Raw genomic sequence first — 16,040 nt, 5'->3', positions numbered from 1 at the left:
AGCATTTTTATATTTTTATTATCTTTATTACCTGCGCCAGAAAGCCGGGGTTAGGATAACCAACAAGGTGAAAATCTCCAGACGCCCTAGCAACATGGCAAAGCAGAGTACCCATTTGGAAAAGTCATTAATCCCCTTATAGTTCGCCCCCACATCACCTAAGCCTGGGCCTAGGTTATTTAAACAGGCCGCTAATGCTGAAAACGCCGTCACCTGATCCAGACCGGATGCCATGAGTAATAACATCATAACGCTAAAACTGGCGACATAGAGGGCGAAAAATCCCCAAATGGCATTACTGACATTTTCAGGCATCACTTTGCCACCAATTTTAACGGGAATTTGCGCACTAGGATGAATCAAACGGAAAATTTCCCGTATGCCTTGTTTAAACAATAAAATAAAGCGAATGACTTTCATGCCACCACCGGTCGAGCCAGCACAGCCACCAACAAAACTAATAAATAACAACATGACCGGGAGAAAGCCCGGCCAGTTATAGTAATCTGAGGTAGTAAAGCCGGCAGTTGTACCAATTGAAATCGTCTGGAAAATACCATGATGCAAGGCATCACTCCAGGTCAAAAAGGTTTCGGTAAAATACAGGTAGAGAACTGAAATCATTGAAGCGAAGCCCAGAATCGCTAAATACACACGAAACTCAACATCAAACCAATAGGGTTTTAAGCTTTGCATACGCAAGGAACTAAAATGTAGCGCAAAATTAATCCCCGACAGCAGCATGAAAAAGCCCGCAATCACTTCAATCAAGCGGTTATTAAAAAAGCCTATCGAAGCATCATGGGTCGAAAAGCCACCGATAGCAACAGTGGAGAAGCTATGTGCCAAGGCATCAAAGGGTGTCATGCCTGCAATCCAATAAGCCAAGGCACAAGAAATGGTAAGGCCTAAATAAATATACCAAAGTGCCTTGGCGGTTTCTGTAATACGTGGGGTCAGTTTATTGTCTTTAATCGGCCCGGGTGTTTCAGCACGATACAATTGCATACCACCAATGCCCAGCATCGGTAACACGGCAACCGCCAAAACGATAATACCCATACCACCTAGCCACTGTAGTTGTTGTCGGTAATAGAGAATTGAGCGGGGCAAGTCATCAAGACCGGTGAAGACGGTCGCCCCCGTGGTAGTCAAGGCTGAAATGGATTCAAATAAGGCATCGGTAAATGAGGCGTCCAGACTCTGGGATAAATACAGTGGCAATGAACCGACGAGGCCAAAGACAAACCAGAATAACACCACAACAATAAAACCATCTCGGATTCTAAGTTCTCGTCGAAGATCTTTGACCGGGATCCAGATGAGAAAGCCACTCAGGAGAATGACTAAAAAAGCATTTAAAAATGCGGTCGTTTCACCCTCGTCATACCACCATGAAATAATCAATGAGGGTATCACGGTGGAACTGAAAATCATCAGTAGCAGACCGACGATGCGAAGAATAACCAGTGGTTGCATAAACTAACTCAGTTTAAATATTTTGTTGATTTTATTGGTATTGGCATTAGTATTGGTGTTATATAAAGGTCACTGCGACCTGAAAAAGACGTTCCACATCAATAATATGACGCTTGTCCACGAGAAATAAAATAATATGATCATCGGATTCAATCACCGTATCATGATGGGCAATAATAACTTCACCCGCACGAACAATAGCACCAATATTGGTACCCGGTGGCAGGGAAATTTCTTCAATCGCACGTCCCACCACTTTAGAAGTCTTTTTATCACCATGAGCAATGGCTTCAATAGCCTCTGCAGCGCCTTTGCGTAGTGAATGTACCATCTCAACATCGCCACGACGCACATGAGCGAGCAAGCTACCAATGGTTGCTTCCTGTGGTGAAATCGCAATATCAATATCACCACTTTCGACTAAATCAACATAGGCTGCCCGATTGATCAGCGCCATCACTTTTCGAGCCCCTAGTCGCTTGGCCAGTAAGGCCGACATAATATTAGCCTCATCATCATTGGTCAAGGCACAAAATACATCGGTGCCTTCGATATTTTCTTCAATCAATAATTCTTCATCGGAGGCATCACCCAAAAGGACAATGGTTTTTTCCAACTCTTCTGACAGCATACGGGCATTGGCAGGATTATGATCGATGATTTTGACATGCAGACGGTTTTCCAATGCTCGAGCTAAACGCTGGCCAATATTACCGCCTCCGGCTATCATAATGCGCTTATAGGGCTTATCAACCCGGCGTAATTCTGACATCACCTTGCGGGTATTACGACGGTCAACAATGAAGAACACTTCATCATTTTCCTCAATAATGGTATCACCCATCGGTGTAATAGGATGGCCCTTGCGATAAATAGCCGCCACCCGAGTATCAACATTGGGCATGTGATCACGCAATTCTTGTAGCTCATGCCCTAATAAAGGGCCGCCCTGAAAAGCTCTCACTGCAACGAGCTGCACTTGACCACCAGCAAAATCCAGTACCTGTAAGGCACCGGGGTAGGCAATCAAGCGCTTGATATAATCGGTCACTAATTGCTCAGGGCTAATCAGTACATCAACCGGCAGAGCTTCATGAGAAAAAAGTTCCGGGCGACTCAGGTATTGATTGGAGCGTACACGAGCAATTTTCATGGGGGTATGAAAAATAGTATAAGCCACCTGACAGGCGATCATATTGGTTTCATCACTATTGGTGACCGCAATGATCATGTCGGCATCATCACAGCCAGCCTTGTTCAGCACATCAGGATGTGAGCCTCGACCTCTGACAGTGCGAATATCCAAACGGTCTTGTAAAATAGCTAATTTGCGGCCGTCAACATCGACAACGGTAATATCATTATCTTCACTGGCCAAATTTTCAGCCAGTGAAGAACCTACCTGACCAGCACCTAAAATTAATATTTTCATAGCGCAGGAATATTACCCTTATGTAAAATATGTAAAAGAATCATTAGAGTTTAGCAAGTGATTAAAAAAATGCATTACTCTTTTGCCTTTTTAGAAATTTTCTTGGCATCAATGCCAAGTACCTTCATTTTCCGATACAAGTGTGTGCGTTCAACACCAGCCAACTGAGCAACCTTGCCCACACTGCCACCAACAGCCATCAGCTTTTCTTCCAGATAAGCTTTTTCAAATAATTCCCGGGCTTCTTTCAGCGGGTGTTCAAATAAAGTTTTTAGAGCACTATTTCCCGGCAATGAATCATCCTGTTTGTCTAATCGTTGTGTTTCGTATTCGATACTACTCTCAACTTCTTCCAGAGTAATATTTTCTTCATCAGAAACAATCAATAAGCGCTGCACTAAGTTTTTTAATTCTAATAAATTACCCGGCCAAGGGTAATTGCGTAATTTGTTCAGTGCCGCAATGGAAAAGTTACGATAGTTAAATTGTTCTTGTTGCACAAAACGGTCACGATAGTAATTCAGTAAATCAGGCACATCTTCGCAATGCTCTCGCAGCGGAGGAAATTTGACCTGTAACACATTTAATTGAAAATAAAGCTCCGATTTAAACTGCTCCTGAGCGATTAATTGCTCCATGGAATAATGCGTAGCAGTAATAATGCGACACATGAGATCGATAGATTCTGAGCCACCCAGACGATGAAAGCAACCGGTTTCAAGGGTGCTTAACAAACGTCCCTGAGTCGCCATATCCATTTCACCAATATCATCAATATACAAAGTACCCAAACCGGCCTGTTCTAATAAGCCGTAATATATTTTGCCATCGACTTCCGAGCCAAAGAGTTCACGTGCGGAGTTTTCTACATCCAGTGTGGCGACGCCTAATTCGATATAGGGTTGCTCTGAGCGCTTACTTAAACGGTGTAATAAGCGTGAATATTTACTCTTGCCGCTGCCCGGCTCTCCCACAAATAATACCCGTGAATCATGCTGGGCAATTTGCTTAATCTCTTGTGCCAGATCTTGATTGGCCTGACTCTTACCCACGGGCTCATCGGCAATGGATAATTGCTGACGCATGCCCTGATTTTCCTTATCCAGTTTATGCGCCTGCAAGGCATGTTCTACTGTTAATAATAACTTTGCCAGAGAGAGGGGTTTTTCCAGAAAATCATAGGCACCTAGGCGGGTGGCTTCAACCGCTGTTTCGACACTGCCATGACCTGACATCATAATAACCGGGAAATTACCCATGGTGCTATTATCAGTATTTTCTTTCCACTCTTTAAGCAGGCTAATGCCATCAATATCCGGCATCCAAATATCTAATAAGACTAAATCCGGACGTCTTTGACGGCAACTGTCACGAGCCGTACCACCATTTTTAGCGGTTTCAACTTCGTAGCCTTCATCTTGAAGGATTTCTTGTACCAAACCTCGAATATCAGGCTCATCATCAACAACAAGTATATAGCTTGACGCCATTTTGTTTCCTCTCACTGAACAATTTTTTATATAGCTAAGCTTTTATCGATACGGACTTATCGTATTATTTAGCGATTACACTACTGGCAATTGAATGACCACTTTTGCCCCACCTTCTGCGGCATTTTCTGCCACAATCGTACCACCATGTTCTTCAATAATTTTTTTCACAATCGCCAAACCCAGCCCGGTGCCCTTAGGTTTATTGGTCACATAAGGCTCAAAAATATTAGCCAGCATATCTTCAGGGAAACCTGGGCCATTGTCGGTAAGGATTAACACACACCATTGCTGACTATTGCTTTCCATTAACTGCGTTCGCACTAGAAAACAGCGTTTTTCCTGTTCAACCGAAGCTTCCACCGCATTTTTAATCACATTGTGAAACACCTGACGCAAGCGGCCGGAATCTGCTTCAACCATCGTGCCGCTAATAGACAACTCCGAATAAATCGTCAGTTTATCACTACCACGATATAATTCGACCACGTCCATTAATAATTTTTCAATATCAACGGGCTGCATTCTTAATTCCGGCATTTTCGCATATTCAGAAAAGGCCTTAACCATTTCTTTCATACTATCAACCTGATTAATAATTGTCGATGTCAATCGATCCATGGTTTCTGCATCCTTGGCATTCATAGTTTTTAAATATTTATGACGCAGACGTTCAGCAGACAGTTGAATAGGCGTTAAAGGGTTTTTTATCTCATGTGCCAACCGTCTGGCCACTTCACCCCAGGCGGCATCTCTTTGTGCCTGTACCAGTGAAGTGATATTTTCAATGACAATAACATAGCCACCATCAGCCAAAGCATTGCCCCGACACAATAAGTTTTTTCGCCCATCGGCTTCCATCAGGGTCACTTCTTCACTCCAGTGTTTAACCTTATTTTGCACGGTGGTCATAATCCAACGAATCAATGATTCCAGCTCGGGTTTTTCTCTGGTGAGTTGAAACAAAGACAGACCATGGAAATCATTGACGTTCACGCCCAAAATAACACTGGCTTCTGGGTTGCTGGTGCGGATTTCTTTGTTTTGCGTCAAACTAATAATGCCGGAAGACAAATTATTCAGCACCACCTCAAGGTAATCACGCTGACTTTTTGCCTGTTGGTGACTTTCTTCGAGGGCATTGTGGGTTTGTGATAAACGCCTCACCATTTTATTGAATGACTGGATCAATAAACCAAAATCATCATCATTTAACAAGGGGATCGGCTTGTGGTATTCGCCCTCTGCCACGGCCTTGGTACCTTCAGCCAAATCACGAATCGGCGCTGCAATCCGCCGTGCTGAATAAAAGGCAGCCCAAACGGCACTTAAAATCCCCAACAACAACACCAGAGATAAGGTCAAAGTGAAGCTGATTTTGAGTGGTTTACGCAGATAGACCAAACCTTTGTATTCAGAAAAAGCTTGTTGCACACTGGCTGCCAGACGATACTGACGACCACTTAAGGGCACCATTGCCTGCAAGATTAAGAAGCCTTTTTCACCCTCAAAGGTAATACGCACCAGCACCCGAATCATCCGATCTGATTTTTCACTTAAGTCCAGAACCACATGGTCACGCCCTTGTTGCAGAGGTAATAATAGATCAGAACTGGGGATGTCGGGGACAATATCCCCCTCTTCAACGGAACTAGAACCCAGAATTCGTCCTCTGGAGGTCATTAATGTGACTTCATCCACTCCACTTTTTTCTCTAATTTCACTCAAGGACACCACTGAAATTGTATTGATATCGGTCAGGATCTCATCACTCAAACGACGAATTTGACGCAATAATGCTTTCTTCTTTTCATCCACCGCAGAACGACTTAAGTCCATGGCATCTTCTAGCGCTTGCTCAACGGTGACATCAAACCAACTATCAATACTTCGATGAATAAACTGAATGGAAAAACTGTAAACGACTAGCGCCGGAAGCACTGCCAGACTGACAAAGATAATCACCATTCTCAGGGTTAGTTTGGCACCAGCTACATGTTGGCGTAGTTGGGATGATAAGCGCCATGCCTGCCGGGCAATCAGGAATACCAGCATCAGCAGAATGACCAGATTCACAGTCAACAATAAATAATACAATTGCTGGAACTCTTCCGCATCCATGGTAGAACTACTGATCATTTTCAAGGAGAAAAATAACACCAGTAACATCACAAAAATCGCCACCGGCCCATTAAATATTTTTCTGATCATTTTGCTGACTCTTGCGTGGGTTTATTGGTCAATTGCTGAAAAATTTTATCCAGTGTCTGCGCCCAGTTAGGTGATATTGCTATGTTTTCATTATCAATAGCGGGACCAACTTGACGTTTGTTTTGCTGTCGGATATCCCAGCGATACCAGGCACTTTCCAAACGCCAATCGGGAGAGAGCGAGGCAATTTGCCTTAACGCAGGGGGTAAGCGACTAATATCCAGCAATAGGCGCATCTGCACTAAGTAATGATGATTTTTACTTAAATCTTTTTGCTCAATCAAATACGCTCCTCTAATGGTGCCCAAAACGGCCATTGCATCCTGGCGACTATTGAAGGTATATCGATCATCACTGGCTATATTTTTGATTTCATGCACATTGGTCAAGGGATGATAGCGCAATTCAAATAATTGTGTCGATTCTTTGATAATGACATTGCGCCACCATTTTCTCTCACGCAAAACCTGCACATCGACTGCAATCGTCAATGGAATACCATTTTCTAACGCTTCAACCACCACTTCAGGAAAGCTGATTTTTAAATCTGCATCAATGGCAATACTATCACCCCGCTTAAAAGAACTTGCACTTGTCACTTGAAAACTCCCTTGATTGACTAGGCCAGGAAAGACATTAAAAAAAAAGGAGAGAATGATTGAACTGACGAGAAATAAGCTCAGCGCGATAAAAAACTGACATTTCGGACAACTTTTTCGCTTTCTACGTTCTCTGACAGATAAAGACAATAGTGGCTGTTGAGTTTCAGCATCATCATTATTATTAATCTCCGTCCGTTCAGGTATCATTTTTCAGCCTGCTTGCTCAACAAGGCATAATAAAAACCATCCATATTCTGACTTTCAACATCATTATTTTCCACACGCTGAGAATCCGGCAATATTTGCCGACCTACCGGCATGGCATAGCCCCAGTCAGCAATAATATTTATTTCACTCGCATCGTCCTGCTGGGCAAGAAAAGCCTGTATTTGACGATCATTTTCATCTCTTAAAATAGAGCAGGTTGCATAAAGTAACACCCCCCCAGGTTTCAGCATTGACCAGAGATTGCGTAAAATCTGCCCTTGTAATAATACCAACGCAGCAATGTCTTCTTCACGGCGCAAGACTTTAATATCTGGATGGCGACGAATAACCCCCGTGGCTGAACAGGGTGCGTCTAATAAAATTCGCTCAAACATTTCACCATCCCACCAATCCTGCTGACTGGCGTCCCCGCTGATTAAGCGTAATTTTTCAGCGGGGACTTTCAGACGCTGACTGTTTTCGCTCACGCGGCTTAATCGTTCCTGACTAACATCCAGTGCAACGACCTCGGACAACAAGGCTTGCTGCTCAAACAAGTGCATGGTTTTGCCACCTGGCGCTGCACAGGCATCGAGAATACGATCCCCTGGCTGTGGCGATAAGAGTTGTGCCGCTAATTGTGGTGCCGCATCTTGAACACTGACTCCCCCCTCGGCAAACAAGGGTAGTTTATCAACGGCAATAGGCTTATCTAAAATCACAGTATGACGATGATAGGCATCTGAATCCATACTAGAAAAAGCAATATCACTAGCAGCAAGGCGCTGTAAATAATCACTCAAATCAAATTGCTGATTAATTCTCAGGGTCATGGGGGGACGTTGATTACCGGCTGTCAATATTTCATCTAAGGACATGATATTGCTCGGTGCAATGCTTTTTTTCCAGGAATTCTTGATGGCATTAATCAACCAGTCAGGATAGGCAAACCGACTGGCATAGGACTTATCCAGTTCAGCTATCAAACTGTCTTTTTCTCTAAGAAAACGACGCAAAATGGCATTGACCAAGCCTTTGGCCCAGGATTGCTGTAATTCATCACAGGCATTAACGGTTTCATCGACTATTGCATAGTCAACTTTATCCAGATAAATGAGCTGATAAAGACCCGCTAATAAAAGATAATGAATCGACTTCTTTTTTCCTCGTAGCGGCTTGCTCAACATGGAAGCCAATAAAGGGTTGAGGCGATAATACCAACGTAGGACACCAAAACTGATTTCCTGAGCCAAGGGACGTGCTTCTAACTTGAGTGGCTCTAAATAACGGGGTAGCAAGTTTGATAATGACTGACCTGATTCGATACAGTCCTGCACTATTTTTACCGCCACGGCCCGTGAAGATAAGTCACTTGCCCCTGAATGAGCTTGCTTTGATTTTGTTTGAGAGGAACTCTGGTGGCGCTTTTTTTGCTTCATGTCGTTGTTATTTTCACACTCATATTGACTCACTCATTCATACATACTGATGCAGACAGGCACTTTAAATCTAAATAAATCTCTTGGCCTACTACTAGCATCCAATGCGCTGAATCTTCAAGACTTTCCAAAAACATTTTGACAGATCCGTAGGGTGGGCACGGCTTTATCTGCCCACGCTGATTCAACACCTTATATTCACACTTTCAGCGTGGGCACAAAATGCCCACCCTAGCACTGACATAGACAGGCACTTTTTCACTTGATTAAAAACAGACACCCAGCAAACTTTGACCATTAATAAAATCTTTAACCATGATCCGTTTCTTACCCGGCATTTGCAACTCTAATATACGCACCACCCCATTAATAGCCACAATATCAATACCGGCTGAAGATTCATCTATCACTTCGCCGCAAACCAGTCCGCTAGTATCTTTAGCAATTAGACGAGCCTGCCATAAACGTAAGGATTTACCCTTAAAATCAGTATAGGCCACTGGCCAGCTATTAAATGCCTGAATTGTTCTCACAATGGTCGCAGCATCTTGCTGCCAATTAATTTTGGCTTCTTTCTTATCGAGTTTATGGGCATAGATTGCCAGTGAATCATCTTGCTTCCGAGCATCCAATTGATCATTTTCAATTTGCTGCAAGGTTTGCATCAGCGCAAGCGCACCGATGTCTGCCAGACGGTCATGTAAACGACTGCCTGTATCTTCGGCAGTAATCGGGCAGGTTTTTATGTTCAGCATATCACCCGTATCCAGACCTTCATCCATTTGCATGATGGTAACACCACTTTGGGCATCACCGGCCAGAATTGCCCGTTGAATCGGGGCAGCACCGCGCCAGCGTGGTAAAATCGAAGCATGAATATTTAAGCAACCGTATTTGGGTGCACTTAAAACTGCCGGGGGCAAAATCAAACCATAGGCCACCACGATCATCACATCCGCTTGTAATTGCGCCAATTCAGCCTGCGCCTCAGCATCTTTGAGACTAAGTGGCTGATAGACGGGAACATTGTGTTCCAAGGCCAAAGCTTTCACCGGACTAGCGGTTAACTTGCGTCCTCGCCCTGCAGGGCGATCGGGTTGAGTATAGACAGCAACAATTTCATGTTCAGATTCTAATACGGCTTGTAACGCAATGACCGAAAATTCCGGCGTACCGGCAAAAATTATTTTCACTATCAGTTCCTCATCACATCATTTTTTGCTGTTTAGCGAGTTTTTTACCAATACGATCACGCTTGAGACGAGACAGGTAATCCACGAACAACTTGCCTTGCAGGTGGTCAATTTCATGCTGTAGACACACGGCTAACAAACCATCTGCTTCAAGTTCAACTTCTTTGCCATCCCTGTCCAGATATTGCACCACAACAGCATCAGCACGTTCGACTTCGGCATAGGTTTCAGGCACAGAAAGACAGCCTTCTTCCATTTTTTCCTTGCCCGAATGAGAAATCACTTGAGGATTGATCAGACAATAAGGATCACTTTTATCTTCTGAAATATCAATAACAATAATTTGCTCATGAAAATCAACCTGCGTGGCCGCCAAGCCAATACCCGGGGCAGCATACATGGTTTCCAGCATATCATCGATTAATTGCTGATGTTTGGTCGTAATTTTGCTGATTTTTTTTGCCCTTGTGCGCAAACGATCATCAGGAAAACAAAGAATATCTAATAATGCCATATAATCTAACTCTTTTTTCTAAAAATTATTATACCCGTGCTTTGCAATGTTACCTCGCGAAGCCTGAAAACCAATAATTCACTTCTGTTTCGTACTAAAACAGCGATTTTATCAAAAAATACCCCTCTTTTGATAGAAAAAGTGTTAACCAGGTTGGTAATTTTTGATAAAACACTTTATATTTAACAATAAACATTATAAATTTAAGCTAATCTTTGGATTTTATTATATTTTTTTAATAATTTAATGGTTTTATTTTAGACTCTTGACTAGAATAATCTCAGGGATACAAGTTCAGACTGTAATATTTCGGGCGCAATACTCTGAATGACAGGTTTGACTGTTTAATTCGATCAATATTTCCAATGAATTTAGGGATTCATATGAAAAACAATAAACGTTTTCTTACTCAGACACTTGCCATTTTATTATTGAGCAGTGCATTATTTGTATCCGCTCAGGCAGAAAAAATAAAACTAAAACCTGGACACCCAGAAGAATACGTCGTGGTCAAAGGCGACACTTTATGGGACATCTCCGGGAAATTTCTCAGCGAGCCCTGGCTATGGCCAGAAATCTGGCAAATCAACCCGCAAGTTAAAAATCCTCACCTGATTTATCCCGGAGATGTTTTGTATCTGGTTTATATTGATGGCAAGCCTTATATCACACGTAACAAACATGGCAAACGTACCGTTCGTTTAAGTCCTGAAACTCGAATTGAAGCTTTGGACAATGCCATTCCCACTATCCCTCTGGATATAATCGCTCCCTTTTTAACCAAAAATAGAGTGCTTAACTTCGGTGAATTTGCCAATTTACCTTATATCGCGGGCATGACCGATGATCGTAGCGCTGCGGGTGCCGGGGATTCTGTTTATGTCGTTGGCATTCCCCAAGAATCAACAGATACTCACTACGCTGTTTACCGTCGAGGCAACGCCTATAGAAACCCCAGAAATGATCGCAAGCCGATAAACAAAGGTGTTGATATTTTTGTATAAAAACACCCATATTTGCTCAAAGTAATGAATTTCCAAGTTTAGAAATAGTTTTTAACAATGCTTGTCTTTTGATTTTGTTATCTTCATTATGTGCTACTTCACTTAATGCTGATAACTCTTTATGTTTCTTATTATCTGCATCAAATTCTGGTAAATTCATGTGTTTAAACACATTACCCACTTGAATTGAAATATTATGACTATCAATAAAAGCTTGTACTGTAGAGCTGTTTAGTAAACCACAAAGATAATAGGCTGGCTCTGAATCATAAAAATCAACAAAAAACAATTTGTGGTCGGGAACAAAAACTTTTTGACCACTGATAGGATCGTTACCTTTTGTAATGACTGCCGCTCTAAATGATTTATTGCCAGGCTGTTCAGGCCATACCACTTTAAATGGTGCGAAAGTATAACTGCCAACATTTGAAATACAGAAATAAGGTGCGTGTTCTGTCATTCGTTTGCTATATGTTGATCTTAAAATAAGCTGGTCTTGATAGGTGCTAAAAATCCTTCACACTTTGGTTTGTCTTCCATGTCATTTTCACAATCTTCTAATAACTGTTTTGTGATCCCCTTATTAGGCACCAGTACATATAAATCTTTTTTGATTGAGACATAACATTCCTGTATATCTCCAGCCCCCTTAACTAAAGGATATAGAAAATCAGGTTCTATCCAAAACTTTCTTGCTGGTTTTACTTTTTCATTTCTTCCAAAGTCAGGGCAGGTTTCAATTTGCACCAAATTATTATTTTTATTTGTATCAATAATTTTTACAAAATAAATACCATTTAATTCTGTGGTTACTCCTTTTCTGCCGTTAACCCAAGTGCTTGCACCAGTGATCTTTTAAATGCTTTAAAACCACCTTTCGGTGTAATAGCCCATGGTGAATCACCTCCCGTAACAGGGGTTGCCTCACACTTATCAATGTCAACTGAATCAAGAGCTTCTTGTTTTGTGAGGTGAGCAGGGATTGCTTTTTTATTTCCTTTAGCCGCTTCCCATATAGCATAGGGTATAGGATATTTTATTGTGTTACCTTTGCATTTTTTAGCAATAAAAATAGCTGTTTTATTGGCTGCATCAGGAAATGGCTTTAAAGCTTTTAGATCATCAATCCCTACAGGTTGAATGATCTGATTATTTCCGATATAAAATGATCGAAAACCTGCTGAAGATGGTGATTGAAAATGAGTTTGCGTGATAACAAATGCTAAAATTCCGTCTTCATCTTTGAGCCATTTATCTGCAACGGTATAGGTGATCATTCCTGATATATCAAGTTCATTTCCACCATGAAATTTTGTTTTTGAGAAAATTCCATAATGATCACAGGTTGGCTTTATACGTTCACGGTATAATTCGGGTAATTTTGACCATCTGACCCAAGGTGGATTACCAACAACCACATCAAACTTTCCTGCAATAGCAGACCAGAAGAAATTACGCACTATACGAAACCAGATACCATTCCAGTTTCTTTCATGTAAATCCAGAATTTTTTTCATAAGTATGCTTGAGTGGTGATCTCCATTCTTTCATTTCATTGGATGTAATTAATTTTTTTGTATTAATTTTTTTTTCTGTCTCACGCCACTGAGTACTTTTTGAAACTAAATTATCCATTAGTAAAAATACGGAATCTAAACGACTTCTATCAAAAGCCAATTCTGAAGGCAATAAAATTTCAAGATCGGCTACTTCACTACCAATTTTATAAGAGACAATCAATTCATCTTTTTAGGATTTCGAGCTGGGGAATACACTGCATCCGCTAAAAGAATCGGTATTTCTATATCTGTTCCTTTGTTATTGTCTAATAAATCAGAAATAGCGATTAATATATTCACTCGGGCAGTCTGGACTGCTAAAGGATTTAAATCAAAGCCCCAGACATTGTTTATGATGTGTTTTAACACTTCTAAATCACCCCACCCATCATCTGTTGCTTGTATTTTTATTTTCCTGATTAAAGCCAGTAAGAAAGAAGCTGAACCACATGTTGGATCAAGAAATCGTTGAGTTAAAAAATTTTTTACATTGATTCTATCCAGAGTGACTTCAACCAACCATTCTGGTGTATAAAATTCACCCAGACTTTTTCGTAGCTCATTTGGCACGAGATCTTGATAAAACGACTTAAGAACATCTTTTGAACGTGCGGAAGTTAATTTATCCGCTCTATACATGGAGAATGAAAGCAAAATACCTTTTAATCCATCAATTATTTTGGCTTGATGTTGTTTCAATCTTGCAACATCAAGATACCAACTGAAAATAACTTCTTCTCCAAACCCATTTATTCCAGCACCAGAAAAGAAATTACCCTGTTCAATTTCATATTCCATTCGGTCAATTAATAATTGACCATCAAGGCTGACTGTTTCTCTGATAAATCCTTTATAAGTGGTTAGTGCATGTTCGGCAACAACTTCTGCACCAAGAATTTTTATCAAAAGAGAGTTGTAAGTATGTATGACAAAAAGTGCAACAGGGATCTTCAATTCTTCAGACTTTTTTTGTTCAGAGAAATTGACTTGAAATCCAATATTATCAAGAATCCCATTCACTTGGCTGATGGAAAGATTTGATGTTTGTCCATAAAGAGCTTTCCACTCTTCAAAGATCATTTTTATTTTATTATTATTTTTCTTTTCCAGTCGCTCTGATAATGCGTCAGATAAAGCCTGTAACATATTACAGCCAGCATCAGAACTATGACCAAAATCAGTGATTAGATTTTCTGATGTAACAGGAACCCATTTACAATCAGTCAGAGCCTTAACTATCAAAGATACACTGGATTCACTTAATGGTAATAATGCATCATGAACTATTTTTCCTCGGCTGTACCGTGCAAATGCAATATGCTCTGCATCGGTAACTATTCCAATATAATCCTCATTGTCGAGGGATTCGAGTTTAGCACGAGTCGGGATATATTTTTTAAGCGATCAAACACCGCATTTTTAAATGCAGAACTGGAAGTACTGCCATTAAATAAGCCCTTATCCTTAAATTCAATAATAACTCTGTTATAACTGGCATCAACTCTTTGCCTCTCCATTTGAAAAGGAATATTTAAAGCATTACAGTGGACCCCATTGTCAAGACAGCTTTCTCAAATATTAAGATATAATTCTGTTGGTTATTTATAGTATTAGTCTTATCCACATATCCACAGGTCTGCCAGTAGTCCAGAGACGCTTGCGATATATCTCAGGGCTACTGGCTTGGCCTGTGGATATGTGGACAAGGCGGTTGCCAGTAAAGTTGATTATCCTCTCATCATGCTGCCCGTTTTAAGTCTGGAACAACTTCTTTCATCACGCCATAGATCTCTGCAGGCGTTTTTCCACCGTGTGTACTGTGTGGTCGTTCATGGTTGTAAAACTCAAAATATTCCTTTAATGAGCTCTTTAGCTCATCAATACTTTGGTAATCCTTGAGGTAAATTTCCTCATATTTTACACTTCGCCAGAGTCGTTCAATCATAATGTTTCCATTGCTCTGCCTTTGCCGTCCATGCTGATTTTTATATCATTGGCCTTTAGAACACCTGTAAATGCTCTGCTAGTATATTGAGCACCTTGATCCGTATTGAAGATTTCTGGCTTTCCATATCGTCGCAGTGCTGTTTCCAGACTACTGATACAAAAGCTTTCTTCCATGCTGGTTGACACTTCCCAGGACAGCACAAAACGGCTACTCCAGTCCATAACAGCACTTAGGTAGACAAATCCATGTGGCATCCGTAAATACGTGATATCTGTGCACCAAACCTGGTTATTCCTATTAATATCAATTCCTTTGAGCAAATATGGATAGAGGTTATTTACTTTGCAAGGCTTGCTGGTATTGGGTTTTGGTGCCACTGAAACCAATCCCATGATCCGCATAAGCCGTTGAACTTTTTACGATTAATTTTATAACATTTCAATCTTAATGCATTACGAATTTGACGACTGCCATAGAATGGATGTTTTATGTACAACTCATCATCAAATTCATTAATGTTAAATCTTTATTTTGCAGAGGCTTTTTAGGTTGATAGTAATAGCTTGAACGGTTCAGGCCGATAAGCTCACATTGTTTTTTGATGCTCAACTGAGGGTGCTCTTTTTCTATGCAACACCGCTTTTCTGCTCTACTCAGTTGAACATCTTCAACTTTTTTGACAGCCAGTCAGCCTCTACTTTTAGTTGACCTATTTGGCTGTACAGGTGTTCTTTTTCCTTTTCATGTTCAGCATCTTTATTCTCTAATTTTTTTGAAAAAGTATCGGCTGCACCATCAAGCATCTGCTTTTTCCAGCTATTGACCTGGGTGGTGTGCACTTCAAATTCTGACGCAATTTCTGCGACTGTTTTTGACCTTTCAAAGCCTCAATGGCTACTTTTGCTTTAAATTTGTTGTTGAATGTTTTTCTTTTTGTGCTCATTTTTTGTTCCCCGTTAGGT

General features: G+C 41.1%; 14 protein-coding genes and 1 pseudogene. 1 reads left to right on the top strand and 14 read right to left on the bottom strand.

Annotated elements, in window-relative coordinates; translation table 11 throughout:
* Positions 1-27 precede the first annotated feature (27 nt).
* The 8 genes from JEU79_RS07690 to def all read right to left on the bottom strand — a co-directional run bounded on the left by JEU79_RS07690 (position 28) and on the right by def (position 10,567).
* The gene (locus JEU79_RS07690; RefSeq protein ID WP_198263631.1) at positions 28-1,479 is read right to left on the bottom strand and encodes a TrkH family potassium uptake protein; all 1,452 of its coding nucleotides are present in this window, start codon (positions 1,477-1,479) and stop codon (positions 28-30) included.
* A gap of 58 nt (positions 1,480-1,537) precedes the next feature.
* A complete protein-coding gene (gene trkA / locus JEU79_RS07685; protein ID WP_198263630.1) occupies positions 1,538-2,911 on the bottom strand; it encodes a Trk system potassium transporter TrkA in 1,374 nt (457 codons plus the stop codon).
* A gap of 74 nt (positions 2,912-2,985) precedes the next feature.
* Complete coding sequence (locus tag JEU79_RS07680) at positions 2,986-4,401, bottom strand: sigma-54-dependent transcriptional regulator (RefSeq protein WP_198263629.1); 1,416 nt, start codon at positions 4,399-4,401, stop codon at positions 2,986-2,988.
* 75 nt (positions 4,402-4,476) lie between these two features.
* A complete protein-coding gene (locus tag JEU79_RS07675; protein ID WP_198263628.1) occupies positions 4,477-6,612 on the bottom strand; it encodes a sensor histidine kinase in 2,136 nt (711 codons plus the stop codon).
* The gene (locus JEU79_RS07670) at positions 6,609-7,211 is read right to left on the bottom strand and encodes a DUF4390 domain-containing protein (RefSeq protein WP_198263627.1); all 603 of its coding nucleotides are present in this window, start codon (positions 7,209-7,211) and stop codon (positions 6,609-6,611) included. Before JEU79_RS07670 ends, JEU79_RS07675 begins: the two co-directional genes overlap by 4 nt.
* A gap of 206 nt (positions 7,212-7,417) precedes the next feature.
* Positions 7,418-8,860, bottom strand: coding sequence for a 16S rRNA (cytosine(967)-C(5))-methyltransferase RsmB (gene rsmB, locus JEU79_RS07665; RefSeq protein ID WP_198263626.1), 1,443 nt, complete (start codon positions 8,858-8,860; stop codon positions 7,418-7,420).
* 266 nt (positions 8,861-9,126) lie between these two features.
* Positions 9,127-10,053 (bottom strand): methionyl-tRNA formyltransferase, encoded by a 927-nt coding sequence (fmt, locus tag JEU79_RS07660; RefSeq protein WP_198263625.1) that lies wholly within the window; start codon positions 10,051-10,053, stop codon positions 9,127-9,129.
* A gap of 13 nt (positions 10,054-10,066) precedes the next feature.
* A complete protein-coding gene (def, locus tag JEU79_RS07655) occupies positions 10,067-10,567 on the bottom strand; it encodes a peptide deformylase (RefSeq protein ID WP_198263624.1) in 501 nt (166 codons plus the stop codon).
* 383 nt (positions 10,568-10,950) lie between these two features.
* On the opposite strand from def, the gene JEU79_RS07650 reads away from it, so the two are divergent.
* Positions 10,951-11,571 carry a LysM peptidoglycan-binding domain-containing protein gene (locus JEU79_RS07650; RefSeq protein ID WP_198263623.1) on the top strand — a complete coding sequence of 207 codons (621 nt, stop codon included), beginning with the start codon at positions 10,951-10,953 and terminating at the stop codon, positions 11,569-11,571.
* A 16-nt stretch (positions 11,572-11,587) separates the two neighbouring features.
* On the opposite strand, the gene JEU79_RS07645 is transcribed toward JEU79_RS07650, so the two are convergent.
* From JEU79_RS07645 to JEU79_RS28440, 6 genes and pseudogenes are all read right to left on the bottom strand, one after another.
* On the bottom strand, positions 11,588-12,031 hold the full coding sequence (locus JEU79_RS07645; protein ID WP_198263622.1) for a hypothetical protein: 444 nt from the start codon (positions 12,029-12,031) through the stop codon (positions 11,588-11,590).
* Between the two features lie 20 nt (positions 12,032-12,051).
* Complete coding sequence (locus JEU79_RS07640; RefSeq protein ID WP_214660520.1) at positions 12,052-12,321, bottom strand: hypothetical protein; 270 nt, start codon at positions 12,319-12,321, stop codon at positions 12,052-12,054.
* 59 nt (positions 12,322-12,380) lie between these two features.
* Entirely contained in the window at positions 12,381-13,088 is a 708-nt protein-coding gene (locus JEU79_RS07635) for an Eco57I restriction-modification methylase domain-containing protein (protein ID WP_198263620.1), read from the bottom strand.
* Positions 13,063-13,311: a hypothetical protein gene (locus JEU79_RS07630; protein WP_198263619.1), complete on the bottom strand. Its 249-nt coding sequence runs from the start codon at positions 13,309-13,311 to the stop codon at positions 13,063-13,065. Before JEU79_RS07630 ends, JEU79_RS07635 begins: the two co-directional genes overlap by 26 nt.
* Complete coding sequence (locus JEU79_RS07625) at positions 13,308-14,372, bottom strand: N-6 DNA methylase (RefSeq protein WP_198263618.1); 1,065 nt, start codon at positions 14,370-14,372, stop codon at positions 13,308-13,310. The genes JEU79_RS07630 and JEU79_RS07625 overlap by 4 nt, the downstream gene beginning before the upstream one ends.
* A gap of 496 nt (positions 14,373-14,868) precedes the next feature.
* Positions 14,869-16,021 (bottom strand): annotated as a pseudogene (locus tag JEU79_RS28440) (IS3 family transposase).
* Positions 16,022-16,040 lie beyond the last annotated feature (19 nt).

The sequence above is a fragment of the sulfur-oxidizing endosymbiont of Gigantopelta aegis genome (assembly GCF_016097415.1).
Classification (GTDB): Bacteria; Pseudomonadota; Gammaproteobacteria; order GRL18; family GRL18; genus GRL18.
This window is presented reverse-complemented; position numbering and strand designations above follow the sequence as displayed.

Coding starts and splice junctions, on each gene's coding strand:
- JEU79_RS07690 (WP_198263631.1), bottom strand. CDS start 1,479: ATGCAACCACTGGTTATTCTTCGCATCGTCGGTCTGCTACTGATGATT.
- trkA (WP_198263630.1), bottom strand. CDS start 2,911: ATGAAAATATTAATTTTAGGTGCTGGTCAGGTAGGTTCTTCACTGGCT.
- JEU79_RS07680 (WP_198263629.1), bottom strand. CDS start 4,401: ATGGCGTCAAGCTATATACTTGTTGTTGATGATGAGCCTGATATTCGA.
- JEU79_RS07675 (WP_198263628.1), bottom strand. CDS start 6,612: ATGATCAGAAAAATATTTAATGGGCCGGTGGCGATTTTTGTGATGTTA.
- rsmB (WP_198263626.1), bottom strand. CDS start 8,860: ATGAAGCAAAAAAAGCGCCACCAGAGTTCCTCTCAAACAAAATCAAAG.
- def (WP_198263624.1), bottom strand. CDS start 10,567: ATGGCATTATTAGATATTCTTTGTTTTCCTGATGATCGTTTGCGCACA.
- JEU79_RS07650 (WP_198263623.1), top strand. CDS start 10,951: ATGAAAAACAATAAACGTTTTCTTACTCAGACACTTGCCATTTTATTA.
- JEU79_RS07645 (WP_198263622.1), bottom strand. CDS start 12,031: ATGACAGAACACGCACCTTATTTCTGTATTTCAAATGTTGGCAGTTAT.
- JEU79_RS07635 (WP_198263620.1), bottom strand. CDS start 13,088: ATGAAAAAAATTCTGGATTTACATGAAAGAAACTGGAATGGTATCTGG.